This window comes from Streptosporangium sp. NPDC023825, assembly GCF_040639575.1.
In the GTDB taxonomy this organism is placed as follows: Bacteria; Actinomycetota; Actinomycetes; order Streptosporangiales; family Streptosporangiaceae; genus Streptosporangium.
Window position 1 is genome coordinate 64,537 of the sequence record NZ_JBFAAE010000037.1, and the last position, 26,945, is coordinate 91,481.

General features: G+C 72.5%; 23 protein-coding genes. 22 read left to right on the plus strand and 1 reads right to left on the minus strand.

The genetic code is table 11. From position 1 onward, the window contains the following. The first annotated feature begins 16 nt into the window (after positions 1–16). From carB to AB0G15_RS27830, 12 genes are all read left to right on the plus strand, one after another. A complete protein-coding gene (gene carB / locus AB0G15_RS27775; protein ID WP_362845385.1) occupies positions 17–3,313 on the plus strand; it encodes a carbamoyl-phosphate synthase large subunit in 3,297 nt (1,098 codons plus the stop codon). 56 nt (positions 3,314–3,369) lie between these two features. Then, positions 3,370–4,215 (plus strand): dihydroorotate dehydrogenase electron transfer subunit, encoded by an 846-nt coding sequence (locus AB0G15_RS27780; protein WP_362845387.1) that lies wholly within the window; start codon positions 3,370–3,372, stop codon positions 4,213–4,215. Continuing rightward, positions 4,205–5,179, plus strand: a complete 975-nt coding sequence (locus tag AB0G15_RS27785; RefSeq protein ID WP_362845389.1) for a dihydroorotate dehydrogenase — start codon at positions 4,205–4,207, stop codon at positions 5,177–5,179. The genes AB0G15_RS27780 and AB0G15_RS27785 overlap by 11 nt, the downstream gene beginning before the upstream one ends. Further along, a complete protein-coding gene (gene pyrF / locus AB0G15_RS27790; protein WP_362845391.1) occupies positions 5,176–5,889 on the plus strand; it encodes an orotidine-5'-phosphate decarboxylase in 714 nt (237 codons plus the stop codon). The genes AB0G15_RS27785 and pyrF overlap by 4 nt, the downstream gene beginning before the upstream one ends. A gap of 411 nt (positions 5,890–6,300) precedes the next feature. After that, positions 6,301–6,624, plus strand: a complete 324-nt coding sequence (gene mihF, locus AB0G15_RS27795) for an integration host factor, actinobacterial type (RefSeq protein ID WP_030909986.1) — start codon at positions 6,301–6,303, stop codon at positions 6,622–6,624. 194 nt (positions 6,625–6,818) lie between these two features. Beyond that, a complete protein-coding gene (gene gmk, locus AB0G15_RS27800) occupies positions 6,819–7,391 on the plus strand; it encodes a guanylate kinase (RefSeq protein ID WP_362677916.1) in 573 nt (190 codons plus the stop codon). 12 nt (positions 7,392–7,403) lie between these two features. Next, complete coding sequence (gene rpoZ / locus AB0G15_RS27805) at positions 7,404–7,667, plus strand: DNA-directed RNA polymerase subunit omega (protein WP_030909981.1); 264 nt, start codon at positions 7,404–7,406, stop codon at positions 7,665–7,667. 9 nt (positions 7,668–7,676) lie between these two features. Next, the gene (coaBC, locus tag AB0G15_RS27810; RefSeq protein WP_362845394.1) at positions 7,677–8,909 is read left to right on the plus strand and encodes a bifunctional phosphopantothenoylcysteine decarboxylase/phosphopantothenate--cysteine ligase CoaBC; all 1,233 of its coding nucleotides are present in this window, start codon (positions 7,677–7,679) and stop codon (positions 8,907–8,909) included. Positions 8,910–9,058: 149 nt separating this feature from the next. Next, the gene (locus AB0G15_RS27815) at positions 9,059–9,427 is read left to right on the plus strand and encodes a hypothetical protein (RefSeq protein ID WP_362845396.1); all 369 of its coding nucleotides are present in this window, start codon (positions 9,059–9,061) and stop codon (positions 9,425–9,427) included. A 255-nt stretch (positions 9,428–9,682) separates the two neighbouring features. After that, positions 9,683–10,870 carry a methionine adenosyltransferase gene (metK, locus tag AB0G15_RS27820; protein ID WP_362845398.1) on the plus strand — a complete coding sequence of 396 codons (1,188 nt, stop codon included), beginning with the start codon at positions 9,683–9,685 and terminating at the stop codon, positions 10,868–10,870. A gap of 160 nt (positions 10,871–11,030) precedes the next feature. Continuing rightward, positions 11,031–11,330 (plus strand): hypothetical protein, encoded by a 300-nt coding sequence (locus AB0G15_RS27825; RefSeq protein ID WP_329092996.1) that lies wholly within the window; start codon positions 11,031–11,033, stop codon positions 11,328–11,330. Between the two features lie 5 nt (positions 11,331–11,335). Next, positions 11,336–11,782 (plus strand): type II toxin-antitoxin system VapC family toxin, encoded by a 447-nt coding sequence (locus AB0G15_RS27830; protein WP_362845400.1) that lies wholly within the window; start codon positions 11,336–11,338, stop codon positions 11,780–11,782. Between the two features lie 65 nt (positions 11,783–11,847). Here the strand turns inward: AB0G15_RS27830 and AB0G15_RS27835 are convergent, their stop codons facing one another. Beyond that, the gene (locus AB0G15_RS27835; RefSeq protein WP_362845402.1) at positions 11,848–12,393 is read right to left on the minus strand and encodes an ATP-binding protein; all 546 of its coding nucleotides are present in this window, start codon (positions 12,391–12,393) and stop codon (positions 11,848–11,850) included. Between the two features lie 996 nt (positions 12,394–13,389). Between AB0G15_RS27835 and AB0G15_RS27840 the strand changes: the two genes are divergently transcribed. The 10 genes from AB0G15_RS27840 (at position 13,390) to rpe (ending at position 26,804) form a co-directional block, all read left to right on the plus strand. Continuing rightward, positions 13,390–14,856, plus strand: coding sequence for an amidohydrolase family protein (locus AB0G15_RS27840; RefSeq protein ID WP_362845404.1), 1,467 nt, complete (start codon positions 13,390–13,392; stop codon positions 14,854–14,856). A 262-nt stretch (positions 14,857–15,118) separates the two neighbouring features. Beyond that, on the plus strand, positions 15,119–17,353 hold the full coding sequence (locus AB0G15_RS27845; RefSeq protein WP_362845406.1) for a primosomal protein N': 2,235 nt from the start codon (positions 15,119–15,121) through the stop codon (positions 17,351–17,353). Between the two features lie 64 nt (positions 17,354–17,417). Next, the gene (locus tag AB0G15_RS27850; RefSeq protein ID WP_362845408.1) at positions 17,418–19,061 is read left to right on the plus strand and encodes a hypothetical protein; all 1,644 of its coding nucleotides are present in this window, start codon (positions 17,418–17,420) and stop codon (positions 19,059–19,061) included. Positions 19,062–19,101: 40 nt separating this feature from the next. Beyond that, positions 19,102–20,478 (plus strand): hypothetical protein, encoded by a 1,377-nt coding sequence (locus AB0G15_RS27855; RefSeq protein WP_362845410.1) that lies wholly within the window; start codon positions 19,102–19,104, stop codon positions 20,476–20,478. Between the two features lie 213 nt (positions 20,479–20,691). Continuing rightward, complete coding sequence (gene def / locus AB0G15_RS27860; RefSeq protein WP_362845412.1) at positions 20,692–21,240, plus strand: peptide deformylase; 549 nt, start codon at positions 20,692–20,694, stop codon at positions 21,238–21,240. Between the two features lie 4 nt (positions 21,241–21,244). Beyond that, complete coding sequence (gene fmt / locus AB0G15_RS27865) at positions 21,245–22,174, plus strand: methionyl-tRNA formyltransferase (RefSeq protein ID WP_362845414.1); 930 nt, start codon at positions 21,245–21,247, stop codon at positions 22,172–22,174. A 5-nt stretch (positions 22,175–22,179) separates the two neighbouring features. Next, positions 22,180–23,784 (plus strand): transcription antitermination factor NusB, encoded by a 1,605-nt coding sequence (locus AB0G15_RS27870; protein ID WP_362845416.1) that lies wholly within the window; start codon positions 22,180–22,182, stop codon positions 23,782–23,784. Positions 23,785–23,934: 150 nt separating this feature from the next. Beyond that, the gene (gene asnB, locus AB0G15_RS27875) at positions 23,935–25,788 is read left to right on the plus strand and encodes an asparagine synthase (glutamine-hydrolyzing) (protein WP_362845418.1); all 1,854 of its coding nucleotides are present in this window, start codon (positions 23,935–23,937) and stop codon (positions 25,786–25,788) included. A gap of 104 nt (positions 25,789–25,892) precedes the next feature. After that, positions 25,893–26,105 carry a twin-arginine translocase TatA/TatE family subunit gene (locus AB0G15_RS27880; protein ID WP_362845420.1) on the plus strand — a complete coding sequence of 71 codons (213 nt, stop codon included), beginning with the start codon at positions 25,893–25,895 and terminating at the stop codon, positions 26,103–26,105. 42 nt (positions 26,106–26,147) lie between these two features. Continuing rightward, positions 26,148–26,804 carry a ribulose-phosphate 3-epimerase gene (gene rpe, locus AB0G15_RS27885; protein WP_362676449.1) on the plus strand — a complete coding sequence of 219 codons (657 nt, stop codon included), beginning with the start codon at positions 26,148–26,150 and terminating at the stop codon, positions 26,802–26,804. Positions 26,805–26,945: the final 141 nt, after the last annotated feature.

Genomic DNA, 26,945 nt, shown 5'->3' on the forward strand with positions numbered 1-26,945 from the left:
ACGGAGGGAAGCAAGGGTGCCTAAGCGCACGGACATCCAGTCGATCATGGTGATCGGCTCAGGGCCGATCGTGATCGGCCAGGCCTGCGAGTTCGACTACTCGGGCACCCAGGCCTGCCGCGTGCTGCGCGCCGAGGGCTTCCGCGTGATCCTCGTCAACAGCAACCCGGCGACGATCATGACCGACCCCGAGTTCGCCGACGCCACCTACGTCGAGCCCATCACCCCCGACATCGTCGAGAAGATCATCGCCAAGGAGCGGCCCGACGCGCTGCTGCCCACCCTGGGCGGGCAGACCGCGCTGAACACCGCGATCTCCCTGTACGAGGCCGGGGTCCTGGAGCGCTACGACGTCGAGCTGATCGGCGCCGACGTCGACGCCATCCAGGCGGGCGAGAACCGCGAGCTGTTCAAGGGCATCGTGGCCAAGGTCGCCGCAGAGCGCGGCCTCAACGCCGAGTCGGCGCGCTCGTTCGTCTGCCACAGCATGGACGAGTGCCTGGCCGCCGCCGGCGAGCTGGGCTACCCGCTGGTGGTGCGGCCCTCCTTCACCATGGGCGGGGTCGGCTCGGGCTTCGCGCACGACGAGGAGGGGCTGCGCCGCATCGCAGGGGCGGGCCTCGACGCCTCGCCGACCACCGAGGTGCTCCTGGAGGAGTCCATCCTCGGCTGGAAGGAGTACGAGCTGGAGGTCATGCGCGACCGGGCCGACAACGTGGTGATCGTCTGCTCGATCGAGAACATCGACCCGATGGGCGTGCACACCGGCGACAGCGTCACCGTGGCCCCCGCGCTGACGCTGACCGACCGCGAGTACCAGAACATGCGCGACGTGGCCATCGCGGTCATCCGCGAGGTCGGCGTCGACACCGGCGGCTGCAACATCCAGTTCGCCGTCGACCCGCGTACCGGCCGCATGGTCGTCATCGAGATGAACCCCCGCGTCTCGCGCTCCTCGGCGCTCGCGTCCAAGGCCACCGGCTTCCCGATCGCGAAGATCGCCGCCAAGCTGGCCATCGGCTACACCCTGGACGAGATCCCCAACGACATCACCAAGGAGACCCCGGCGTCGTTCGAGCCCTCGCTCGACTACGTCGTGGTCAAGGTGCCGAGGTTCGCGTTCGAGAAGTTCGCCGGGGCCGACCAGACCCTGACCACCCACATGAAGTCGGTGGGCGAGGCCATGGCGATCGGCAGGTCCTTCCCCGAGGCCCTGCAGAAGGCGCTGCGCTCGCTGGAGAAGAAGGGCGCCTCCTTCACCTGGGCCGGGGAGCCGGGCGCCAAGGACGAGCTCCTGGCCGCCTGCCGCGTCCCGCACGACGGGCGCCTGTTCACCATGCAGCAGGCCATCCGCGCCGGGGCCACGATCGAGGAGCTGTCCGAGGCCACCTCCGTCGACCCCTGGTTCCTCGACCAGCTCATGGCGATCGACGAGGTGGCCGCCGAGCTGCGCGACGCGCCGCAGCTGACCGCCGAGACGCTGACCCGGGTCAAGCGGTACGGCTTCAGCGACGCGCAGATCGCCGAGCTGCGCGACATGACCGAGCCGCGGGTGCGCGACCTGCGCCACGCGCTCGGCGTCCGCCCGGTCTACAACACGGTCGACACCTGCGCCGCCGAGTTCGCCGCCCAGACCCCCTACCTGTACTCCACCTACGACGAGGAGACCGAGGTCCCCTACGGGGAGCGCCCCAAGGTCCTCATCCTCGGCTCGGGGCCCAACAGGATCGGCCAGGGCATCGAGTTCGACTACGCGTGCGTGCACGCCTCCTTCGAGCTGTCGGCCGCCGGGTACGAGACCGTCATGGTCAACTGCAACCCCGAGACGGTCTCCACCGACTACGACACCTCCGACCGCCTCTACTTCGAGCCGCTCACCCTGGAGGACGTCCTGGAGGTCGTCCACGCCGAGCAGCAGACCGGTCCCGTGGTGGGCGTGATCGTCCAGCTCGGCGGCCAGACCCCGCTCGGCCTGGCCCAGTCGCTCAAGGACGCGGGCGTCCCGATCGTCGGCACCTCGCCCGAGTCGATCCACCTCGCCGAGGAGCGCGGCGCGTTCGGCAGGGTCCTCGCCGAGGCGGGCCTGCCGGCGCCCAAGCACGGCGTCGCGGTGACGGAGGACGAGGCGCTGGCCATCGCCGCCGAGATCGGCTACCCGGTGCTGGTGCGGCCCTCCTACGTGCTGGGCGGCGCCGGGATGGCCATCGTCTACGACGACGACACCCTGGCCGCCTACATGGCCAAGGCCGGCGCGGCCAGCGACCACCCGGTGCTGGTCGACAAGTTCCTCGACGAGGCCGTGGAGATCGACGTCGACGCCCTGTTCGACGGCGAGGAGCTCTACCTCGGCGGCGTGATGGAGCACATCGAGGAGGCCGGCATCCACTCCGGCGACTCGGCGTGCTCGCTGCCCCCGATGACGCTGGGCGGCTACGACATCAAGCGCATCCGCGCCGCCACCGAGGCCATCGCCAGGGGAGTGGGCGTGCGCGGCCTGCTCAACGTGCAGTACGCCATGTCGGCCAACATCCTGTACGTGCTGGAGGCCAACCCGCGCGCCAGCCGTACGGTCCCGTTCGTCTCCAAGGCCACGGCGGTGCCGCTGGCCAAGGCGGCGGCCAGGGTGATGATGGGCGCCACGGTGGCGGAGCTGCGCGCCGAGGGCCTGCTGCCCGCCACCGGCGACGGCGGCACCATGCCGCTGGACGCGCCCATCGCGGTCAAGGAGGCCGTGCTGCCGTTCAACCGCTTCCGCGGCGTGGACATCGTGCTCAGCCCCGAGATGCGCTCCACCGGCGAGGTCATGGGCATCGACGAGTTCTTCGGCACCGCCTACGCCAAGTCGCAGGCCGCCGCCTACGGCTCGCTGCCCACCAAGGGGCGGGCGTTCGTCTCGGTGGCCAACCGTGACAAACGAGCGATGATCTTCCCGGTGAAGGCTCTCGCCGACCTCGGGTTCGAGATCCTCGCCACCGAGGGCACCGCCGAAGTACTGCGCCGCAACGGCGTCCATGCCAAGATCGTGCGCAAGCACAGCGAGGGGACCGGCCCCGAGGGCGAGCAGACCATCGTCCGGCGCATCCTGGACGGGGAGGTGGACCTCATCGTCAACACCCCCTTCGGCAGTCCCGGCCAGTCGGGGCCGCGCCTGGACGGCTACGAGATCCGCACCGCCGCGGTGTTGCGCGCCATCCCCTGCATCACCACCGTCCAGGGACTCGCCGCGGCCGTACAGGGCATCCAGGCGATCGTCCGCGGCGACATCGGCGTACGGTCCCTCCAGGAGCACGCGAAGCGTTTGCGGAGCGGCTGAGGAGCGGGGCCGGTGCCTTAGCGGAGGTGAGGGAGACGCCTGTTACTCCGGTACAGGTGACCGGCACGGTGCTGACGACGCGCCGCGTCGACGCCTACCATGCGCTGACCGTGGTGGCGCCCGGCATCGCCGAGCGCTTCCGCCCCGGCCACTTCGTCGGGGTGGCCGTCGGCGGGGCGCGGACGTCGATGCTGACGCGCCGCGCCTTCTTCGTCCACGACGTCAAGCCCGACTACGGAGGCACGGTCGAGTTCGTCTTCTCCGTACGGGGTCCCGGCACGGCCTGGCTGGCCGAGCGCCGCGCCCGCGACACCCTCGACCTGGTCGGCCCGCTCGGCCGCCCGTTCCCGCTGCCCAGGGACCCGGTGACCTGCGTCCTGGTCGGCGCCGAGCACGGCTCGGCGACGCTGTTCACCGTGGCCGACGCCCTCCAGGGGCGCGGCTGCCGCGTCGACTTCGTCCTCGGAGCGGTCTCCGCCGACCGGGTGTTCGGCGCCCTGCGCGCCAGGAGGATGGGGGAGACCACCACGCTGACCACCGAGGACGGCTCCCTGGGCATGCGCGGCCGGGTGACCGACGTGCTGCCCGGGGTGATCGCCGACGTGCGGGCCGACGCCGTCTACGCCTGCGGCCCGATGCCGGTGCTGCGCGGCGTCACCGCGGTGGCGGTCGAGTTCGACATCCCCGTCCAGGTGGCCGTCGAGGAGGGGATGGCGTGCGGGATCGGCGTGTGCATGACGTGCGTGCTCCCGGTCATCGGCGACGACGGTGTAACCCGGATGGTGCGCTCGTGCGTCGAAGGACCGGTCTTCAGGGGCGAGCGCGTCCGCTTCGACGACGTCGGGACGATCCCGTTCGACGCGCTGGGAGCGCCCGGTGGGGGAACGCGGAATGCCGGTTGACATGCGGACGTACCTGGGGCACGTGGAGCTGGTCAACCCCCTCACCACGGCCGCCGGGTGCGCGGCGTCGGGGTCGGAGCTGGCCCAGTTCTTCGACCTCGCCAGGATCGGCGCGCTGACCACCCGGTCGATCACGATGGCCCCCAGGGCGGGCCGGCCGACCCCCAGGATGGCCGAGACGCCCTCGGGCATGCTCAACGCCGTCGGGCTCCAGGGGCCGGGCGTGGACGCCTTCCTGGAGCGCGAGCTGCCCTGGCTGGCCCAGCGGGGCGTGCGGACCGTGGTGTCCATCGGCGGCGGCACCGTGGCCGAGTACACCGCGCTGGCCCGCAGGCTCACCGACGCGCCCGGGGTCACCGCGGTGGAGGTGAACCTGTCCTGCCCCAACATCGAGGACCGGGGCCGGGTCTTCGCCCGCGACGGCGCGGCCTCCGCCGAGGTGATCGCCTCGGTGCGCTCGGTCATGCGCTACGACGTGCCCGTGGTGGCCAAGCTCTCCCCGGACGTCGTGGACATCGTGAGCGTCGCCCGCGCGTGCGTGGACGGCGGCGCCGACGCGCTCTCGATGATCAACAACCCGCTCGGCATGAGCATCGACACCGAGGCCATGCGCCCCGCGCTCGCGGCCGTCACCGGCGGCCTGTCGGGACCGGCCATCCGGCCGCTGGCCGTACGCTGCGTGTGGCAGGTCCACGCGGCCCTGCCCAGCGTGCCCATCATCGGCATGGGCGGCGTGCTGACCGGCAGGGACGCCTTCGAGCTCATCCTCGCCGGCGCCTGCGTCGTCGCCGTGGGGACGGCGCTGTTCCACGACCCCTACGCCTGCCTGCGCATCCTCCGCGAGCTGGAGGAGCTTCTGGCGGCCCGGGGGTTCCACCGGCTGGCCGACGCCGTCGGACTGGCCCACCGCCCGCCGGGGGCGTCCTCCCGGCATCGGATAGATCTTGAGGAGAGTTCCCTGTGACGCCCGCACCCATCGCCGTCGCCCTGGACGCGCCAGACCTCGAGACCGCGGCCCACTGGGCGAGCCTGGTGACCCCGCACGTCACCACCGTCAAGGTCGGGCTGGAACTCTATCTCCGCTACGGCCCCGACGTGATCGCCTCCGTCCGCGGGGCGAGCGGGGTGCGGATCTTCCTGGACCTGAAGCTCCACGACATCCCCAACACCGTCGCGGGCGCCGCCAGGGCCGTGGCCCGCCTCAAGCCCGCCATCCTGACCGTGCACGCCGCCGGCGGCCCCGCGATGATCCGCGCGGCCGTGGAGGCCATGCCCAACACGCAGATCGCGGCGGTGACGTTGCTCACCTCGCTCTCGGAGGCCGACCTGGACCAGATGGGCGTCAACGGCCCCTCGCAGGACGCCGTGCGCCGCCTGTCGGCGCTGGCCGTCGCCGCGGGCGCCCAGGCCCTCGTCTGCTCGCCGCGCGAGGTCGCCGCGGTGCGCGCCGAGGTCGGGCCCGACATCACCCTCATCACCCCCGGCGTCCGCCCCGCCGGCGCCGCGAGCCAGGACCAGGCAAGAGTAGCGACTCCCGAGCAGGCGCTGGCCGACGGGGCCGACCTTCTCGTGATCGGCCGCCCGATCACCGGCTCCGCCGATCCCGGCGCGACGGCCGCGGGCATCGCCGCCGCCCTCCGGCGCGTCTCCGCCGCCACGGGGCACGGCGCGTGACACGGCCCGGGAAGCGGTTCGGGAAGCGGCCCGCGAACCCGCCGGGCGGTCGTGGGCGGCGCGCCCGCAACCCTGCCGGGCGTCACGCGTGACGGGGCCCGGAGACCGCCGGGCGTCGCGCGTGACGCGGTCCGGAGGCCGCCGGGCGTCGCGGGTGGGGTAACGCCGGGAACCACCCGGTTTCGCGTGTGAGGGGACGTCGGAGACCGCTGTGCGTCGCGGGTGGGACAACCCCTGAAAACTCGGCGTTGAGAGCAGTTTCGTCGACGCAGGGCAACATGCCGAGCACGGAAAGTCACGAAGTAGATTTTCTAGGGGGATAAAGTGGCCTTGACGTTGCTTGAAGCGCCATGACCAGCTAGTTTCCCTTCCCGTCCGAGTACATCGACAGGAAATTCGAGGTGACCCGGCGTGGCTCTTCCTCCCCTTACCCCTGAGCAGCGCGCCGCAGCCCTAGAGAAGGCTGCCAAGGCCCGCCGAGAGCGTGCCGAGGTGAAGAACCGCCTGAAGCACGGTGCGGTCTCTCTGGCTGAGGTGCTCAAAGACGGGCAGGCCGACGACGTCATCGGCAAGATGAAGGTTTCGGCCCTTCTCGAGTCGCTTCCCGGCGTGGGCAAGGTCCGCGCCAAGCAGCTCATGGAGCGGCTTGGAATCGCAGAGTCCCGCCGCGTGCGGGGCCTGGGTACGAACCAGCGAGCTTCGCTCGAGCGTGAGTTCGGCGGGGCCGAGAGCTAGTCTCGGTTCATACGACCACGCTCGCCCCGCATGGGGGACGGCATCACGGGGGGTTTGGAGTGACCGGAACGTCGTGGTCCGACGAGAGTCGGACTCCGGAGGCAACCGCCGAGGGCGGGGCCGGTCGCTTCACATCCCCAGCCGGAGGTCCGGAGGGGGCGCCAGCCTTCCCCGGCCTCTCGGCCGGTAAGCGCCTGACGGTCCTGTCCGGGCCGTCGGGCGTCGGCAAGTCCACGGTCGTCGCCGAGCTTCGGCGGGCACACCCGGAGGTGTGGCTGTCGGTCTCGGTGACCACCAGGAAACCCCGTCCGGGGGAGACCCACGGGGTCGAGTACTTCTTCGCCGACGACGAGGAGTTCGACCGCCTCGCCGCCTCGGGCGAGCTGCTGGAGTGGGCCGAGTTCGCCGGCAACCGGTACGGGACCCCGCGCGGCCCCGTGCTCGAGAAGCTCGACGCCGGGGTGCCCACGCTGCTGGAGATCGACCTCCAGGGCGCCAGGCAGGTCCGCGCGACCATGCCCGAGGCGCTGCTGGTCTTCCTGGCCCCCCCGACCTGGGGAGAGCTGGAGAAGCGGCTGCGCGGCCGGGGCACCGAGCCCGAGGACGTCATCGCCCGCCGCCTGGCGGCCGGCCGGATCGAGATGGCGGCCGAGCAGGAGTTCGACCTGACACTCGTCAACACGTCCGTCCAGGACGTATGCCATCGGCTGATAGCCTTATTGGCTGATGCTCCCGAGGATTCGCGCCTCGGACGTTCACCTAGCTAGGGGAAATCACACGTGGCAACCAGCGCCGCCTACTCCGAAGGCATCACCAACCCGTCGATCGACGCCCTGCTCGACATCGTCGACAGCAAGTACAGTCTCGTGATCTTCGGCTCCAAGCGGGCGCGTCAGATCAACGCCTACTACTCCCAGCTCGGCGAGGGCCTGCTCGAGTACGTCGGCCCGCTCGTCGAGACCCACGCGCAGGAGAAGCCGCTGTCCATCGCGCTGCGCGAGGTCAGCGAGGGCCTGCTGACCTCCGAGCCGATCGAGGGCTGAACCACCTCGATGCGGACCCCAGAAGAAGCCGGGTCCCCCGGCAGACCCAGGGTCGTCCTCGGTGTGAGCGCGGGCATCGCCGCCTACAAGGCGTGCGAGCTGCTGCGCCTGTTCACCGAGTCGGGCCACGACGTGCGCGTGGTCCCGACCAGGGAGGCGCTCCGCTTCGTCGGTGAGCCGACCTGGGCCGCGCTGTCCGGCAACCCGGTCACGACCGACGTCTGGGAGTCCGTGCACGAGGTGCCGCACGTCCGCATCGGGCAGGGCGCCGACCTGGTGGTCGTCGCGCCGGCCACCGCCGACGTGCTCGCCAAGGCCGCCCACGGGCTGGCGGGCGACCTGCTGACCAACACCCTGCTCACCGCGCGCTGCCCGGTGGTGTTCGCCCCGGCGATGCACACCGAGATGTGGGACCACCCCGCGACCCGCGCCAACGTGGCCACGCTCCGCGAGCGCGGCTCGATCGTCGTCGACCCCGCCGTGGGCCGCCTGACCGGCGCCGACACCGGCCCCGGCCGGCTGCCGGACCCGAAGGAGATCTTCGAGGTCTGCCGCGCGGTTCTCGCCGGACGCTCCGCCGACCTGGCGGGGCGCCGCCTGGTGATCTCCGCCGGAGGCACCCGCGAGGCCATCGACCCGGTCCGCTTCATCGGCAACCGCTCCTCGGGCCTGCAGGGCTACGCGCTGGCCCGCACGGCCGTCGCCCGCGGGGCGGAGGTCACCCTGGTGGCCGCCAACGTCGGGCTGCCCGATCCGGCGGGCGCCAGGGTCGTCCGGGTCGAGTCGGCCCTGGAGCTGCGCGCCGCCGTGCTCGACGCGGTGGAGGGCGCCGACGCCGTGGTCATGGCCGCCGCCGTCGCCGACTTCCGGCCCTCGGCGCGGAGCGGATCGAAGATCAAGAAGACCGCCGGCGAGCCCGACGCCATCCATCTCGTGAAAAATCCTGACATCCTGGCTGAGCTGGGTGAGCGGCGTCGCGAGGGGCTCAAGCCGTACCCGCGGGTGATCGCGGGATTCGCGGCCGAGACCGACGACGTGCTCGCCAACGGGCGGGCCAAGCTCGCCCGCAAGGGCTGTGATCTGCTCGTCGTCAACCAGGTCGGCGACGGCCTCGCCTTCGGCACGCCCGACAACGCGGCCGTGGTCCTGGTCGCCGGCGGGGAGCAGGTCGAGATCCCCCGAGGTCCCAAGGAGGCCCTCGCCGACACGGTCTGGGACCTCGTCGCCGCGCGCCTGGCCTGACCGCTCGCCGTAGCCCACCTCCCGGTGGATCCCGGCCGCTCGCCGTGACTCGTCTCCCGGTGGATCCCGGCCACTTGCCGTCGGCCCCCTCCCGGCGGATACTGCCTCCGAGATGACCTGCGTTGTCGCGGCTGGGAGGGGTTCCGATCATGCCGGTCGCCGCCGCCGTCAGGGCTCGATGCCGGGCGCTGCTCCCTCCGGGGGAGGAGATCCACTACGTCCTGCCCGCGTTGTCGGTGGGCACCCCGGTCATGGCGGCCTTCCTCATCGTGGTCACCGACCGCACCATCTGCGTGATGTCCACCAAGTTCTTCGACCGCGACGCGCCGACCTCGGTGTACGCCACCCACTCCCGGCGCACCCGGCTCGGCCCGCTGGAGTTCTCCGCGGGCGCGGCCATCGAGCTCGGCGGCATGGTGTTCGAGATCGACGAGGAGTACGCCGCGGTGGTCGCCGCCGCCGACGCCGAGGTCTTCGCCCCCGAGACGCTTCCTCCGGACCCGCTGCCCGATTTGTGAGCTAAATGCTGTTTTTTCGGGTTTCTGTCGGTGGTGTGATCAAGCCCTCCTCGCATCGCGGACGCGCGGTTCCGACGTGGATTCCGGCCAGCCGACGCTCTTTTCGGTACGCGATCCAAGACTTTAGGGTGACATGATCTGAGACGATTTCGCGGCTCCACATCAGGTGGGGCTAGAATTCGCCGGAGCGCTACTGGTGTCCGCCGACGCCAGAGCCCCCAGACGCCAGCAGCCGCTGCATGAGGAGCCACTGACTTGTCCCGTCGCCTTTTCACCTCCGAGTCGGTCACAGAGGGCCACCCGGACAAGATCGCCGACCAGATCAGTGACGCGATTCTCGACGCCATGCTCAAGGGTGACCCCAAGAGCCGCGTCGCGGTCGAGACGCTGATCACCACCGGTCAGGTCCACGTCGCCGGAGAGGTGACGACGGAGACCTACGTCGACATCCCCGGTCTCATCCGGGAGAAGATCCTCGAGATCGGTTACGACGCCTCGCACAAGGGCTTCGACGGCGCCTCCTGTGGCGTGTCGGTGTCCATCGGGGCGCAGTCGCCCGACATCGCCCAGGGCGTCGACGACGCCTACGAGAACCGCGAGGGCGAGGCCGGCGACGAGCTCGACCGCCAGGGCGCCGGCGACCAGGGCCTGATGTTCGGCTACGCCTGCCGCGAGACCCCCGAGCTGATGCCGCTGCCGATCCAGCTGGCGCACCGCCTCGCCGAGCGCCTGTCGCAGGTCCGCAAGGACGGCACGGTGCCCTACCTGCGTCCCGACGGCAAGACCCAGGTCACCGTCGAGTACGACGGCGACAGGCCCGTCCGGCTCGACACCGTGGTGGTCTCCACCCAGCACGCGGCCGAGATCGACCTCAAGGAGATGCTCGCTCCCGACATCAAGGAGCACGTGGTCGACCCGGTCCTGGCTGGCCTGGAGATCGCCACCGAGGGCTACCGCCTCCTGGTCAACCCGACCGGCCGCTTCGAGATCGGCGGCCCCATGGGCGACGCCGGCCTGACCGGTCGCAAGATCATCGTTGACACCTACGGCGGCATGTCCCGCCACGGTGGCGGCGCCTTCTCCGGCAAGGACCCGTCCAAGGTCGACCGCTCGGCCGCCTACGCCATGCGCTGGGTCGCCAAGAACATCGTGGCCGCCGGTCTGGCCGACCGCGCCGAGGTCCAGGTCGCCTACGCCATCGGCAAGGCCCACCCGGTCGGCGTGTTCGTCGAGACCTTCGGCACCGAGAAGACCGACGTCGAGAAGATCCAGCAGGCCGTGCTGGAGGTCTTCGACCTGCGCCCGGCCGCGATCATCCGCGACCTCGACCTGCTCCGCCCGATCTACTCGGGCACCTCCGCGTACGGTCACTTCGGCCGCGAGGGCTTCTCCTGGGAGTCCACCGACCGTTCCGACGCCCTGCGCAGCGCCGCCGGCCTCTGACCCGCACCGCCTTCCCGGACGGTCCCCGTGAACTCCTTCGCGGGGGCCGTCCGCGTTCCCGGTCCCGTCCCGCCCCGCGGGATGCCGGAGCGCGGTTACGGGGCATGTCGCCGGCGGTAAGTGATATCACTTTCCTGAACTTGATTGATATCGTCGACGCATGAAGCAACTCCTTCTTCGAATCGACGACGATCTTCATCAACGCATAACGCGAAGGGCCCGCCGCACGGGCCGCTCCATCAACGCGACCGCCGGGGAGATCCTCGCCCACGGCGTGTCCGACGAGGCACTGGACGCCCGGGCGGAGCTTCGCGCTCGGGCGCGGAGGCTCGGGGTGCTCGCCGAGCGGCCTCTCTCTCCTCCCGCTCCTCTCGTGACCGAAGCCGACCGGGAGCGTGCGCTCGCGGCCACCGAGGGCGCCGGCCCGGTTCTCGACGACCTCTGGGCGGAGGGCCGCTGACCCCGATGCTCACCTACGTCGACTCCTCGGTCCTGGCCTGCGCCTATCTCCGCGACGAACCCGGTCACGACCGGGCCAGGGAACTTCTCGAAGATCCCGAACATCTCCTCGTCACGAGCACCTTGACCGTGGTGGAGGTGACCGGCGTGCTGGTCCGCGCCTCCCGCGCCAGACGGCTGCCGGAACTGGACACCAGGATCGCCGTACTGGCGGCAGATCTTGGAGAGAACGGCCCGGTCACGCTGCTGAGCGCCCCCCGCGACGCCGTGGAACGCCGGGCCGTGGAGATCGTTTACGCTCATGCCCTTCGCGCGCTGGACGCCATGCATCTCGCCACGGCCGAGCTGGCGGCCGTACCGCTCCTGGAGGACCCGGGAGACAAGCTCGGCTTCGCGAGCCGCGACACCGCCCAGAGCGAGGCCGCCGCGGCACTCGGTTTCACCCCCGTTTGAAGGCCGCGACGCGCGCCGATGTCATGCGCTCGGGGAGGTGGGGGTCTCTCGCCGATGAACCGAGCTCAGACGGCGTGGCCGTGGGACCGGGTGCCCTGGTAGCCGACCCGGGAGGCCGGGGCGATGACCAGGGAAAGGCCTCGGCCGCCCTCGCCGAGGGGGGCGGGGTGGGTGAGGGCGGGGACGGCGCCCTGGCCCGAGTCGTAGACCGTCACGCGGGTGGCCTCCGGTTCGCGGACGACCTCGACGACGAACATGCCGTACGGCCGTCCGCTGGCGGTGTGGCGGATCGCGTTGGCGGCGAGTTCGGCGACGACCTGTTCCGCGTCCTGGCCGAGGGGGGAGTCGGCCAGGAGGAACCGGACGAAGCGTCGAGCCTCGGGAACCTGGCAGGGACGGCCGGGGAAGGTCCGCCGCCGGGGCGGAGCCGGATCATCGCCTCGATCAACTCCGGGGTCATGATCGACGTGCTGGAACGGTTCACCGCCGATGGACGAGTCATCGGGCCCCGGCGAGTTCTGCCGGTCGCCGAGGCCAGGCGCGCCATGGTCGACGACCTCCCCCCGGCCCTGCGAGAGCGCCTGCTCCGCGTGTACTGGAGCCTGAGCCACATGACAGGCTGGTGTCACTTTGATCCGCTGGATTATGCCGGGGTCGCCTGTCGGTACGAGGAGGGACTGGCTGCGGCGCATAAGCTGAATGCTTCCGTTCTCCTCGCTCATACGCACGGGTTGCTGGGTGATATGGCACTCCACCAGGGAAAGCCCACACGACACAGCTCCGCCAGGCTCGTTCGCTCCGTACGGCGAACTCGTGTCCAGCTCCGGCCGTGGGAGGGAAACAAACATGTTCTGGATCTGGATGAACGGTTGCGCTCGCTGTCCGTCGTGGTCTGACGTGTTCAGGAACTCTTCCTGGAAAAGGCGAAACGAACTTATGAGGTTGCCAGGACGGACGCTTCCAGCGTCGACGAACCGGTCGTCAGCTTCAACATGCTGACCTGTGGCCTGGGGAAGCGCGGATACGAAGTTGTTTCTGTCGACTGGAAAACGCCGGGCAACGAGTCCGTAAAAGGTGACTCGCGCATCAAAATCACTGTCGGTTCTTCGCGGAGAAAGAACTTCGAGCTCTCCGGCGAGGCTCGATGCCTCATGGTCGCTTTGTGAACCACCTCAAAGGGCTTGGGTCTGCATGTCGTCCCTGGCCCTCGGAAAGCGTTGTCGAGCCGGGCGGCTGACGTGGCGAGGGCCTCCCTCCCAATGTTTTCGGCGGATTCTCCGTGGTGATGGTTCGGTTTCCGAAGCGCGGCCGCCGTGTCCTTCGGGCCGAAGGGTGGCGAAAAATCCCGCGGTGAAGCCGGCGTCCTTTCGTCCCAGGGTCCCGGCGTGAGTCCTCGCGGACTCGGCCCCGCCAGGCCCGTGGTCCATTCCTGCAGGAGTTCGACCGCCTGGAAGCGTGGACCACCGGTTCTGGCCTCTCGTGCGGGTGACGGGCGCGGCGCGTCGCGACGCGGAGAAGAACAGCGGCCGTTATGGGAGAAGAACGATGGCCGAGAAGAATCCGGCACCCGGGGGAGCGTGCGTCGGCTGTGCGCCTAATCTCTGCTTATGTCCTCACCGTCCCCTCGCCTGCTGCTGCGCGACGCGCGGCTGGGTCCCGGCGGCCCGCTCCGCCACGTCCTGATCGCCGGAGGCCGGGTCGCGGAGGTGGCCGCGGAGCCGCCTCCCTGTGACGAGTCGGTCGACGTCGGCGGCGGCACCCTTCTGCCGGGCCTGTGGGACGCGCACGTGCACTCCGCGCAGTGGGCGCAGGCCCGGCGCAGGATCGACCTGACCTCGGCGCGGTCGGCGCGGGAGGCGGTCGACCTCGTCGCGCCGCGCGCCGGCGCGCCCGGCGCCGCCGGGTTCACGGTCGGGTACGGCTTCCGCGACGCCCTGTGGCCGGACACGCCGCACAAGTCGCTGCTCCAGGCGGCGGCGCCCGGCCGCCCGATCGTCCTGGTCAGCAATGATCTGCACACCGCCTGGTTCAGCCCGGCCGCGCTGGCGGCGATCGGCAGGGGCGAGCATCCGACGGGGGTGCTGCGCGAGCGCGACTGCTACGTCGCGATGGCGGAGATGCCCCCGCCGCCCCGGGAGGAGCTGGACCGCTGGGTGGCCGAGGCCACCACCGCCGCCGCGGCCAGGGGTGTCGTCGGCGTGCTGGACTTCGAGTTCGCCGACAACGTCACCGACTGGACCCGGCGGGTCCGGTCGGAGCGGATCGACGTCCGGGTCGGTTGCTCGATCCCGGCGAACCGGCTGGAGGAGGCGATCGGCCGCGGGCTGCGCACCGGCGAGCCCGTCGCCGGCTCGGGGGGCCTGCTGGAGGTCGGGCCGGTCAAGACGTTCGTGGACGGGTCGCTGAACACCAGGACCGCCTACTGCGAGGACCCGTACCCCGGCGGCGACGCGCGCGGGCTGCTGGAGACGGCGCCCGAGGAGCTGTACGGCCTCATGTCCCTGGCCGCGGGGCACGGGATCGATCCGGCGGTGCACGCGATCGGCGACCTGGCGGTGGACATCGCGCTGGACGCCTTCGAGCGGACCGGCTGCCCGGGGAGGATCGAGCACGCGCAGCTGGTCCGCCCGGAGGACTTCGGGAGGTTCGCCAGGCCCGGCCTGGTCGCGGGCGTGCAGCCCGCCCACGCGCCCGACGACCGCGACGTGGCCGACCTGCACTGGTCCGGGCGGACCGGCAGGGCCTTCGCCTACGCCGACCTGCTGGCGGCCGGAGCCGTCATCGAGCTGGGCTCCGACGCCCCGGTGGCCCCCCTCGACCCGTGGGACGGGATCGCCTCGGCGGTGGCCAGGACCGACGACGAGCGGCCGCCGTGGCACCCGGAGCAGGCGATCCCGCTGCCGGTCGCGCTCGCGGCGGCGGCCAGGGGACGCGCCGGCGTGCGTCCCGGCGACCCCGCCGACCTGGTGATCACCGAGTACGACCCGGCCGGGCTGGACGGGGACGGCCTGCGCCGCATGCCGATCCTCGGCACCCTGCTCGGCGGCCGCTGGACCCACCGCGGCTCCATCTGACCCGTCCGATCGGCCCCCGGGGGTGATCTCGTCGTCGCCGAGCGTCGCCGCGAACGCGTCCTCTGGCTCCATCTGATCTGTCCGATCGGCCCCCGGCGGTGATCTCGTCGTCGCCGCGAACGTGTCCTCTGGTTTCGTCTGATCCATCCGACCGGCTCCGGCGGTGATCCCGCCGGAGCTGTCTCCCGTCTTCCCCGCCCGGGAACCGGCCACCTCGCCCGCCGTCGTCTGGGCGGGTGCCCGGGTCTGGTAGGACAGGTGGGTGACCCACGCCAGCCCCTCGCCGGACGACGACGCCCTGCTGCCGCTCGACGCCGTCCGCGAGCGGCCCGCGCCCGGCGGTCCGGCGAGGGCGTGGGGCGGCGCCGCCAGGACCGCCAGGACCTCCAGGGTCGTCAGGGCCGCCGGGACGGCCAGGGCGGCCGAGGTGGCCGAGCCGGTCAGGGGGGTGCCGGAGCCGGCCGCCGAGCTGCCGGTCGCCCGGGTCGTCGTCGACACGCCGCTGCCGCACCTCGACCGGTTGTTCGACTATCTCGTCCCCGCGCCCCTGGACGCCGCCGCCGTGCCCGGGGTACGGGTCCGCGTCCGGTTCGCGGGCAAGCTCGTCGACGGTTTCCTGCTGGAACGGGCGGAGAGCACCGAGCACGAGGGCAGGCTGACCCGCCTGGAGAGGGTCGTCTCGGCCGAGCCCGTGCTCACCCCGGAGATCGCGGCTCTGGCCCGCGCCGTGGCCGACCACTACGCCGGGACCATGGCCGACGTCCTGCGCCTGGCCGTCCCGCCCCGCCACGCCAGGGTCGAGGCCGAGGCCGCCGCCCCGGCCGCCTCGAGCCCGCCCGCTCCTGCTTCCGCCCCGGTTCCGGTCGCTCCGGCCTCGGCCCCACCGGCCCCGCCCGCCCCCGACCCGGCGCGGGAGGCGGGACCGGTGGGGCCGGGTCCGTGGTCGGACTATCCGGAAGGGGAGGCGTTCCTGGCCGCCCTGGCGAAGGGAGGCTCCCCCCGCGCGGTGTGGACCGCCCTGCCGGGAACCGGGGAGAGCGGGCCGGGATGGCCGGAGGCGGTCGCGGTCGCCGTACGGGAGACGCTGCGCGGGGGCAGGGGCGCCCTCGTGGTGCTTCCCGACGGCAAGGACGTGGCCCTGCTCGACGCGGCCCTCAGCGCCGTCCTGGAGCCCGGCGCGCACGTGGCGCTCACGGCCGACCTCGGGCCCGCCGAGCGCTACCGGCGATGGCTGCGGGTGGCCAGGGGACAGGTGCGGGTCGCGGCCGGGACCAGGGGCACGGCGTTCGCCCCGGTCAGGGATCTCGGGCTGGCGGTCATCTGGGACGACGGCGACGACCTGCACTCCGAGCGGCTCGCCCCCTACCCCCACGCCAGGGAGGTCCTCGCCCTGCGCGCCCACCGGGCGCGGGCGGGGATGCTCATCGGGGGGTACGCCCGCACGGCGGAGGCCACCCGGCTCATCGCGGCGGGCTGGGCCGGGCCCGTCGTCGCGGCCCGCGGGACGGTCAGGACCAGGGCGCCGAGGGTCCGCCCGGCGGGGGAGGACTCGGAGCTGGCCAGGGACGAGGCCGCCAGGGCCGCCCGGCTGCCCAGCCTCGCCTGGCGGACCCTGCGCGCCGGGCTGGAGAGCGGTCCCGTGCTGGTGCAGGTCCCCCGGCGGGGCTACCTGCCCTCGCTGGCCTGCCAGAGCTGCCGGGCGACCGCCCGCTGCGGGCACTGCGGCGGGCCGTTCGCGCTGCGCGCCGGCCACGTGGCCCCGTACTGCCGCTGGTGCGGCCGGATCGCCGGTGAGTGGCGCTGCTCGTCCTGCGGCGGCGCCCGGGTGCGGGCCCAGGTGGTCGGCGCCCGGCGCACCGCCGAGGAGCTGGGGCGGGCCTTCCCCTCGGTGCCGGTCAGGACGTCGGGCAGGGACGGGGTGCTCGCCACGGTCGGCGCGGGCCGCGCCCTGGTGGTGGCCACCCCGGGGGCCGAGCCGGTGCCCGAGGGAGGGTACGCGGCGGCGGTGCTGCTGGACGGCTGGGCGCTGCTCGGCCGGCCCGACCTGCGCGCCGCCGAGGAGACGCTGCGCCGGTGGATGAACGCGGCGGCCCTGCTGCGGCCCGCGGCGGAACTGGTCGTGCTGGCCGACTCCTCGCTCGCCGCCGTACAGGCTCTGCTGCGCTGGGACCCGGTCACCCATGCCGAGAGGGAACTAGCTGACAGGACAGAACTCGGTTTCCCCCCGGCGGTGAAAATGGCGACGCTCACCGGGTCCCCGGCCGCGGTCAGGGAAATGCTCGGCGAGATGACCCTGCCCCCCGGGGCGCAGGTGCTCGGTCCCGTCCCGGTGGCCTCCCCCAAGGGGGATCAAGTGCGGGAACGCGCCATGGTGCGGATCGCGCGGGGCTCCGGAGCGGCACTGGCCGCGGCGCTGAAAGGGGCCGCCGGAGTACGCTCCGCGCGCAAGGCTCCGGAGGTGGTCAAGGTATGCATTGACCCTCTAGATGTGATTTGAGTTGTTTCCCCGATTCGCGGTGCTGGCAGTAAGCCGTTAATTTTCCCCTGTGTCGATCGAATGGGTGAATCGGGCCGTAGACGACCTGCGCGCGTGGGGGCGTGCGCACGGCCTGGACGTTGACGTGGACGAGGTACGGCTGCTCTGCGACTACGCGAGTGACTATCTGGACGTGAACGAGCTGGGTGACTTCACCCCTGTCGCCTTCGAGGAGCTGCTGCTCAACATCTATCCGCGCAAGGTCATCGCCCCCCCGGAGAGCGCCCCGGAGACCGTCGCCGCCGCCCGTACCCTGGTCGACTTCCTGCTCGCCACCGAGGAGATCGGCGGCAAGATGGCGGTCCGGATGAGGAGCGTCCTCGACCGGATCGAACCCGAGATGCCCATCGCCCTCGCCGACACCTCCCGGTTCGGCATGGCCAAGAGCCTCTTCAGCGCGATGGGCGCCGACTCGCTGGAGCAGGACGCCGGCAGCGCGATCCTCTCCGTCTCCGCGGTGCAGGAGGAACCCGCCGTCGAGCACTGCGACTGCCCCGGCTGCTCGCCCCTTCCCGCCGTGCGCCTGGCCCCCCGCGAGGCGCTCACCCGCAGCGCCCTGCGGGTGCCGTTGATCACCGACGCGCGCAGGCTGGTCCAGTGGATGCTCGCCGGGGGCCGCACCCCGACCGTCAAGGGCCGGCTCAGGGTCCGCGACGCCGCCGAGGCGGCCGCCCAGCTCTCGGTGACCGATCCCGGCCTGCTGTGGGAGCTCGCGGTGCACACCGGCCTGGTCACGGTCGAGGGCACCGCCATCTTCGACGGCGAGGACTTCGACCCGCTCGACATCTGGGCCGCGACGGTCGAGTTCGTCGTCGAGAAGGAGACGGGCGGCGCCGTGACGGGCGACGTCTCCCTCGACGAGGAGCTCTACGGCCTGTGCGACATGCTCTACCGCCTCCAGGCGCCCGTGCCGATCCCCCTCGTCAGGGAGTACATGCAGGAGATCGGCCTGGTCGAGGAAGGCGAGATCGACATTCCCGAGGCCGTCAGGCGGCTCGCCTACTGCGGGATGGCAGAGCCGGGCGAGGAGCTGCTCGAGCTCACCCCGCTGGCCCTGTGGGGGCTGCACGAGCTCTACACCGACCTGGGCATGGAGGCGCCCGAGGCGCCCGACCTGACCACCGCCGACGCGCCCGAGCTCATCGAGGGACTGCTCTCCGGCATGCCCGCCGAGATGGCCGAGGCCGACATCGGGGGCTGGCTGGAGAACAGGACCCCGGCGCAGGCGGTCACCGAGCTGCTCGGCTCCGTCTCCGGCGCGCCCGCGGTCGCCAGGGGTGTCGCGGTGACGATCGTCGACCGCCTCGGTCCCGACGCCGAGGAGGCGGTGCGCGCCTTCCTGGAGGAGCCGGAGCTGCGCCCGCACGCCATCCACTGGCTGAGCACGCGGGGCCTGGCGGCCCCCGCCCTCACCCAGGAGGAGGTGCTCTGGATGAGCGTGGACATGCTCGCCCTGGCCATGCCCGCCGCCGAGGAGGATCCGGAGACGTTCGCCGAGAACATGTCCGCCTCCGGCCCCCCGCCACACGTGATCGAGGAGATGTGGCGGGTCGACCATCCAGAGGTCGTCGACGTCCTTGAGCTGCTCGGACGCTCTCTGAGAGATCACGGAGCGGCCAAGGCGGCCCGCAAGGCGGCTTTCAAGGCACGCTCCCGCGCCATCGGCTGAGCCGTGTATGCGTGAGGCGCGAGTGCAGTAAGTTTCACGGGTGGCAAAGAGCGGGAACAGTGGGAACGTCTTCGACATCGGCGAACTGCGCAGGCTGGTCGACGAGCTGGGAACGGCACCCCGCGAGCTGCGGGCGGCCGTCCTGGAGGAGTCCGTCACCGCCACGGGCCGCGAGTGCCCCCCGCGCGGCGACGCGCTGAGCTTCCCCCCTGTCGACCTCGCCGCCGACACGGAGCTGGCCGCGCTGGTGCCGCACGTGCCGCTGGTGATCGACGCCCAGCGCCTGGCCGCCTGGACCGGCGCCCGCCAGGTGACCCCCGAGGGCCTGCTGCCCGACCCGTTCGCGCCGTGCGCCGAGCTCGGTCTGCCGGGCCCCGCCCGGCTGCACCTGCTCTGGGTGGTCGCCGTCAACACCGGCATGCTCCGCATCTCCCGGGGCCGGGTGACGCCCGGCCCGCTCGCGCTCTCTCCCGACCTGCCGCCCCGGGCGCTGCTGGGGTTCTGGGACGGGGTGGTCATGGACGTCCTGGACCGCGCCGACGACGACCTCACCGGGTCCCCGGTGATCGACGACCACCTCGCCGAGATGCTCGCCACGCTGTACGCCGTGCGCGAAGGACTGTCCACCGCGACCCTGGTGAAGGGCATCCTGCAGTCGCACCAGGTGGCCTGCGGGGCCCGCCAGGCGGAGATGCGGGTGCTGGCCCGCGCGCTCCCGGCCCAGCTGGAGTCGGCCCTGGCGCTTTTGAGCTACTGCGGGCTGGTCGAGACCTCGATGGAGGGCCGGCCCCGGCTGACCCCGCTCGGCATGTGGGCCGTCCGCCAGGACCTGATGCGCGAGGGCCACGACGCGCCGACGGGCGCCGAGGTCGCCGTCTTCACCGACATCGGCGCGGCCGAGCTGGTCGAGGCGATCATGAAGGGCTCCGCAGCGCCCAGTGCAGTCACCGTGTGGCTGGAGTCCCGCCATCCCGAGGCCGCCGCCCGCGAGCTGGTCAAGGTCGCCGCCTCGGGCACGGCCGGCCGCCGCGGCGCCGCGGGCACGATCCTGGAGGAGCTCGGCCCCGAGGCCGAGGCCCCGCTCAGGGAGGCGCTCTCCGAGCCCGCCATGTGGCGCTACGCCGCCTCCTGGCTGCACATCCGCGACCTGCCCGCGCCCGCCCTCACGCCCGCCGACAACACCTGGCTGGCGGTCGACTCGCTCGCCTCGCTCCTGGAGCGCGGCGACGCCTCCGAGGCGATCTGCGAGTTCGACGCCCTCGAACCCGGCGAGGACCTCGTCCGCGTGATCGAGGAGATGGCCCTGGTGGACCATCCCGACACCTTCGCCGTCCTGGACCTGCTGGGTTCCCGCCACGGCGACGCGGCGGTGGCCAAGTCCGCCCGCAAGGCCGCCATGAAGGCCCGCTCCCGCTGACCTGACCTGACCGGGCCTTCCCCTCGCGCCCGCGCGTCCGGCGGCCCGCCGGGCCGGCCCCGTGCCCGGTCCGGGAGAGAGCCCGCGCCCGGTCCGGGAGAAGGCCGGGGGCCGATCGGGAAGAGAGCCCGGGGCCGGTCAGGGAGAAGGCCCGGGGGAGGTGGCCGTCGCCCTTAGACTGGGGCAATCCCCTGAAGCGTGAGGAGATCCCTGTTGGCCATTCAGCCGATCCGCCTTTTCGGCGACCCGGTGCTGCGCACTCCGGCCGAGCCGGTCAAGGACTTCGACAAGGAGCTGCGCAAGCTCGTCAAAGACCTCACCGACACGATGATGGACGCGCCGGGAGCCGGTCTGGCGGCGCCGCAGATCGGAGTCGGGCTGCGGGTCTTCACCTACTACGTGGACGACCAGCTCGGGCACCTGATCAACCCCAGCCTCGACCTGTCGGACGACAAGGACGAGGAGGGGGAGGAGGGCTGCCTGTCGTTCCCCGGCCTGTCCTTTCCCACGCCCAGGTCGATCCGGGCCGTGGCGACCGGTTTCACCATGTACGGCGAGCCGGTGACCCTCGAGGGCACCGACCTGATGGCCCGTTGCTTCCAGCACGAGACCGACCATCTGGACGGCGTGCTGTTCATCGACCGGCTGGATCTCAAGCAGCGCAAGCTCGCCATGAAGGCGATCCGCGAGGCCGACTGGAACGGGGGGCCGGCCCCCGCGTTCAAGATCTCCCCGCACCCCACCCAAGGGAAGGCTCTGTAGGACCTTGCGCCTGGTCTTCGCCGGAACCCCGGACACCGCCCTGCCCTCGCTGCGGGCCCTGATCGACTCGCCTCGCCACGACGTCGTCGCCGTCGTCACGCGCCCGGACGCCCAGTCGGGCCGGGGCCGCAAGGTCCATCCGAGCCCCGTCGCCGAGCTCGCCGAGGAGGCGGGCATCGAGGTGCTCAGGCCGCCCAAGGCGGGTGACCCGGAGTTCCTCGACCGGCTCAGGGAGCTCGGCCCCGACTGCTGCCCGGTGGTCGCCTACGGCGCGCTCCTGCCGCAGGCCGCCCTGGACATCCCCCGGTACGGCTGGGTCAACCTCCACTTCTCGCTGCTGCCGGCCTGGCGCGGCGCGGCACCGGTGCAGCACGCCGTGCTCCACGGTGACGCGATCACCGGCGCGGCCACCTTCCAGATCGTCAAGGAGCTGGACGCGGGCCCGGTCTACGGTGTGGTCACCGAGGAGATCCGTCCCGCCGACACCAGCGGGGGGCTGCTCGCCCGGCTCGCCGAATCGGGCGCCGGGCTGCTGGCCGCCACCCTCGACGGGATCGAGGACGGCAAGCTGGAGGCCGTGCCGCAGCCCGCGGAGGGGGTGAGCCTCGCCCCGAAGATCGGCGTCGACGACGCCAGGATCGACTGGGCCGCGCCCGCCATGCGGGTCGACCGCCTGGTCCGTGCCTGCGCCCCCGCCCCGGGGGCGTGGACCGAGTTCCGCGGTCAGCGCGTCAAGATCGGTCCGGTGCGACCGGCTCCCGACGCCTCCGGCCTGGCCCCCGGCCAGATCGCGGCGTCCAAGAACTCCGTCCTGGTGGGCACCGCCACCTACCCGGTCGAGCTGGGCGAGGTGCAGCCGCAGGGCAAGCGCCTGATGGGCGCGGGGGAGTGGGCCCGCGGCGTGCGGCCCACCGACGAGGATCGGCTGGCCTGAAGATCATGAGCAGTGGTAACGGCCGTAACGTCCCGCGCGGCGGGGATCACGGCCCGGCGGGCCGCTCACGCGGCGCCGGGGGCAGGGGCACCGGGGGCAGGGGCGGCGGCAGAGGCGGGCGCCCGCCCAAGCCGGTCCGCGACGAGGCGCGCAACGCCGCGTACGACCTGATGCGCGCCGTCGACGAGCGCGACGCCTACGCCAACCTGCTGATGCCCGCGCTGCTGCGCGAGCGCCGCCTCTCCGGGCGCGACGCGGGCCTGGCCACCGAGCTGGCCTACGGCACCCTGCGCGGCCTCGGCACCTACGACGAGATCATCGCGGCCTGCAGCGACCGGGCGCCGGAGGACGTCGACCCGCCGCTGCTCGACGCCGTCCGCCTGGGCGTGCACCAGCTGCTCAAGACGCGCGTCCCCCCGCACGCCGCCGTCGGCACCACGGTCGACCTGGTGCGGCTGCGGGTGGGCATCGGCGCCTCGAAGTACGCCAACGCCGTGCTGCGCAAGGTCTCCACCCGTTCCCTGGAGCAGTGGATCCCGATCGTGGCGCCCGACCCGGCCGACGACCCGGTGGGGCACCTGGCGGTGGCGCACAGCCACCCGAGGTGGATCGTCGACGCCCTGCGCGACGCGGTGGGCGGCGACTTCGACGAGACGGCCGCCCTGCTCGCGGCCGACAACGAGCGTCCCAAGGTGACCCTGGTCGCCCGTCCCGGCCGCTCGTCGGTGAAGGAGCTCCTCGAGGCGGGCGCCGAACCCGCCAGATACTCCCCGTACGCGGCCTACCTGCCCGATGGCGACCCCGGCGCGGTCCTCGCCGTGGCCGAGTCGCGCGCGGCCGTCCAGGACGAGGCCAGCCAGCTCGTCGCGCTCGCCCTGACGCGGGTCCCGGTGGAGGGGTCCGACTCCCGCTGGCTCGACCTGTGCGCGGGTCCCGGCGGCAAGGCCGGCCTGCTCGACGCCATCGCGACCCGCGGCGACGAGGCGGCCCTGGGCGGCGCCGGGGTGCCCGTGCCGGCCGCGGCGCCCGTCCCGGTCGCGGGTACGACCCCGGTCACGGGTTCCGGCGCGGTCCCCGCCGCGGGTTCCGGCCCGGGCGCCGGGCCGGTGGCCTTCCCCGGCGGGGCGCGGCTGCTCGCCGCCGAACTGCAGTACCACCGGGCGCGGCTGGTGTGGCAGACGACCCGGCAGGCCGCGGTGATCACCGCGGACGGCACCGCGCCCGCCTGGCGGCCCGGGGCCTTCGACCGGGTCATGCTCGACGCCCCCTGCACCGGCCTGGGCGCGCTGCGCCGCCGTCCCGAGGCCCGCTGGCGCCGCGACCCCCGGAGCCTTCCCGAGCTGGGCAGGCTCCAGCGCGCCCTGCTCGACTCGGCGATCGACGCGGTCCGGCCCGGCGGCGTGGTCGCGTACGTGACCTGCTCGCCGCACCTGGCCGAGACCGTCATCGTGGTCGGCGACGTCCTGCGCCGCCGCGACGACGTCGAGGCGCTGGACGCCCGCGAGCACCTCCCCGAGGTGGAGGGGCTGGGGGAGGGGCCGTACGCGCGGTTCTGGCCGCACCGGCACGGCACCGACGCCATGTTCCTGGCCCTGCTGCGCCGCCGCTGAGCGGGGCGCCGGCTCCCGGATCCCGCGCTGCCCGGAGAGGGCCGCCGGGGGCGTCGTCGCAGCTCAGGACGTCCTACCTGGGCATATATGGGCGCTGTGCACCGTTCGACTGGATATAACTGCTTCCGAACGGGACGCGGGGGTGTCCAGATGTGCGGAATCTGTGGATGGGTGGACTTCGAGGGCGATCTCCGGCAATCAGCGGCCGTCGCGCAGGCCATGACCGACACCATGGCCTGCCGCGGGCCCGACGACGAGGGGCTGTGGCTCGCCCCGCACGCCGCGATGGGCCACCGGCGTCTGGCGATCATCGACATCGAGGGCGGACGCCAGCCGATGATCGCCGACGAGGACGGGCAACCGCTCGCCGTCCTCACCTACAGCGGCGAGATCTACAACTACGTCGAGTTACGCGCGGAGCTGACCGCTCACGGCCACCGCTTCCGGACGCGGAGCGACACCGAGGTCCTCCTGCGGGCCTACCTCGAATGGGGCGAGGGCCTCGCCGAACGGCTGAACGGCATGTTCGCCTTCGGGATCTGGGACGTCCGCCGGGAGGAGCTGCTGCTCGTCCGGGACCGGATGGGCATCAAGCCGCTGTACTACCACCCGCTCCCGAACGGCGTGCTGTTCGGCTCCGAGCCCAAGGCGATCCTGGCCAACCCCCTCGTCGGGACGCCCACGGTCGACGCGGACGGCCTGCGCGAGCTGATCGCCTTCGTCAAGACCCCGGAACGCGCCGTCTACCAGGGCATGTACGAGGTCCGCCCCGGCCACACCGTCCGGGTGACCCGCGACTTCCTGTGCCGCCGCCCCTACTGGCACCTGGAGGCCCACGATCACACCGACGACCTCGCCACCACCGTCGGGACGGTGCGCGAGCTGCTGGACGACATCGTCACCCGCCAGCTCATCTCCGACGTTCCGCTGTGCACGCTGCTCTCCGGCGGCCTCGACTCCAGCGCCGTCACGGCGCTCGCCGCGCTCGGCCTGGAGGGGCGGGGGGCCGGGAAGGTCCGGTCGTTCTCCGTCGACTTCACCGGGTACAGCGAGAACTTCAAGCCCGACGAGATGCGCGACACTCCCGACACGCCGTACGTGCACGACGTCGTGCGGCACATCGGCGCCGACCACACCGACATCGTCCTGGACTCCTCCGATCTCATGGATCCCGCGGTGCGCGCCGCGGTCCTGAGGGCGCGTGACCTGCCGATCGGCATCGGCGACATGGACACCTCTCTCTACCTGCTGTTCCGCGCCATCCGGGGCCATTCCACGGTGGCGCTGTCCGGCGAGTCCGCCGACGAGGTCTTCGGCGGCTACCGGTGGTTCTTCGACCCCGAGGCGGTCTCCGCCGACACCTTCCCGTGGCTGGTGTCCCCCGGATTCGGGCGGTTCGCCGGGGTGGGGGCGCTCCTCGACAAGGACCTGACCCACAAGCTGGACATTCCCGGCTACCGCGCGGACAGCTACCGGCAGGCGCTCGACGAGGTGCCCCGGCTGCCGGGCGAGGAGGGCCTGGAGCGGCGCATGCGGGAGATCTCCTACCTGCACCTCACCCGGTTCGTGCAGATCCTGCTGGACCGCAAGGACCGCATGAGCATGGCCGTCGGGCTGGAGGTCCGGGTGCCGTTCTGCGACCACCGGCTGGTGGAGTACGTCTTCAACGCCCCCTGGGCGATGAAGACCTTCGACGGGCGGGAGAAGAGCCTGCTGCGCGCCGCCGCCGCGGACGTCCTGCCGCCCTCGGTCGTCGGGCGCCGCAAGAGCCCCTACCCCTCGACGCAGGACCCCTCCTACGAGGAGGCCGTCCGCGCGGAGGCCTCCCGGCTGCTCGCCGACGGGAACCTGGCCGCCGCGCCGCTGATCGACCCGGACAAGGTACGGGCCGTGATCGACCGGCCAGAGGCGGCCGGTGGTCCTCCGGGCAGCCGGGCGTCGCTGGAGGGGCTCCTCCAGTTCAACGCCTGGCTGGAGAGGTACCGCGTCCGGGTCGACATCTGACCCGCGCCCTCGTGCCGCCCGCCCGCGGCGGCACCGCGCCGAACCCCGCCCCGGCCGGCTCCGGCCCCCGGGGCGGGGACGTCCTACCGGAAGGAGGTCGCCTCATGGCCGACCTGGGACTGCCCGAGCTGCTCATCATCGTGGCGGTGTTCGTTCTGCTGTTCGGTTCCGCGAGGCTGCCCGACGCCGCCAGATCGGTGGGCCGCTCCCTGCGCGCCTTCAAGACCGAGGTGAACAGGCCGGACGACGCTCCACCGCCTCCCGGCGGGACCGGCGGGCCGGACGACGGCCGGCAGCCGCCCGCCGCGCAGTCCTGAGCCGGACGGGGGGTGGGCTCCCGCCGCTAGAATCGGCGAATCATGGCCGTACAGATCTCGCCCAGCATCCTGTCCGCCGACTTCGCCCGCCTCGCCGAGGCGGCCGCGGCGGTGCCCAACGCCGACTGGCTGCACGTGGACGTCATGGACAACCACTTCGTGCCCAACCTGACCCTCGGGCTGCCGGTCGTCGAGTCCCTGCTCAAGGCGACCTCGACGCCACTCGACTGCCACCTCATGATCGAAGACCCGGATCGCTGGGCCCCCTCGTACGCCGAGGCCGGGGCCGGGAGCGTCACCATCCACGTGGAGGCGGCCAAGGCACCGGTCCGCACGCTGCGCCAGATCCGCCGGGCGGGCGCCCGCGCGGGCCTGGCACTGAACCCCGCCACCCCCGTCGAGCCGTACGAGGACCTGCTCGGCGAGCTCGACATGCTGCTGCTGATGACCGTCGACCCCGGTTTCGGCGGGCAGAGGTTCCTCGACATGGTCCTGCCCAAGATCCGCAGGACCCGCGAGCTCGTCGACCGGCACGGCGGCCAGGTGTGGCTCCAGGTGGACGGCGGCGTCTCCGACGCCACGATCGAGCGCTGCGCGGAGGCGGGCGCCGACGTCTTCGTGGCGGGCAACGCCGTCTACGGCGCCGAGGACCCGGCCCGCGCGGTCGACAGCCTGCGCGCCCTGGCCACCGGGCGCTGACCGGGACAACCGGTTGGCCGGGAGAACCGGTCGGCCGGGAGAACCGGTCGCATGACCGCGAAGGGCGGGGCCGGGCGGGGCCGCCCCTGGGCGGGCGGGGCCCCCCGCGGGCGGCGGGGGTGCGGGAGCCCCGGGGCCTCG

Bases quoted from the DNA above. Each gene is read 5' to 3' on its own strand.
- AB0G15_RS27785 (WP_362845389.1), top strand. From the start codon at position 4,205: ATGCCGGTTGACATGCGGACGTACCTGGGGCACGTGGAGCTGGTCAAC.
- coaBC (WP_362845394.1), top strand. From the start codon at position 7,677: ATGCGGACCCCAGAAGAAGCCGGGTCCCCCGGCAGACCCAGGGTCGTC.
- AB0G15_RS27815 (WP_362845396.1), top strand. From the start codon at position 9,059: ATGCCGGTCGCCGCCGCCGTCAGGGCTCGATGCCGGGCGCTGCTCCCT.
- AB0G15_RS27825 (WP_329092996.1), top strand. From the start codon at position 11,031: ATGAAGCAACTCCTTCTTCGAATCGACGACGATCTTCATCAACGCATA.
- AB0G15_RS27830 (WP_362845400.1), top strand. From the start codon at position 11,336: ATGCTCACCTACGTCGACTCCTCGGTCCTGGCCTGCGCCTATCTCCGC.
- AB0G15_RS27840 (WP_362845404.1), top strand. From the start codon at position 13,390: ATGTCCTCACCGTCCCCTCGCCTGCTGCTGCGCGACGCGCGGCTGGGT.
- AB0G15_RS27870 (WP_362845416.1), top strand. From the start codon at position 22,180: ATGAGCAGTGGTAACGGCCGTAACGTCCCGCGCGGCGGGGATCACGGC.
- asnB (WP_362845418.1), top strand. From the start codon at position 23,935: ATGTGCGGAATCTGTGGATGGGTGGACTTCGAGGGCGATCTCCGGCAA.
- AB0G15_RS27880 (WP_362845420.1), top strand. From the start codon at position 25,893: ATGGCCGACCTGGGACTGCCCGAGCTGCTCATCATCGTGGCGGTGTTC.
- rpe (WP_362676449.1), top strand. From the start codon at position 26,148: ATGGCCGTACAGATCTCGCCCAGCATCCTGTCCGCCGACTTCGCCCGC.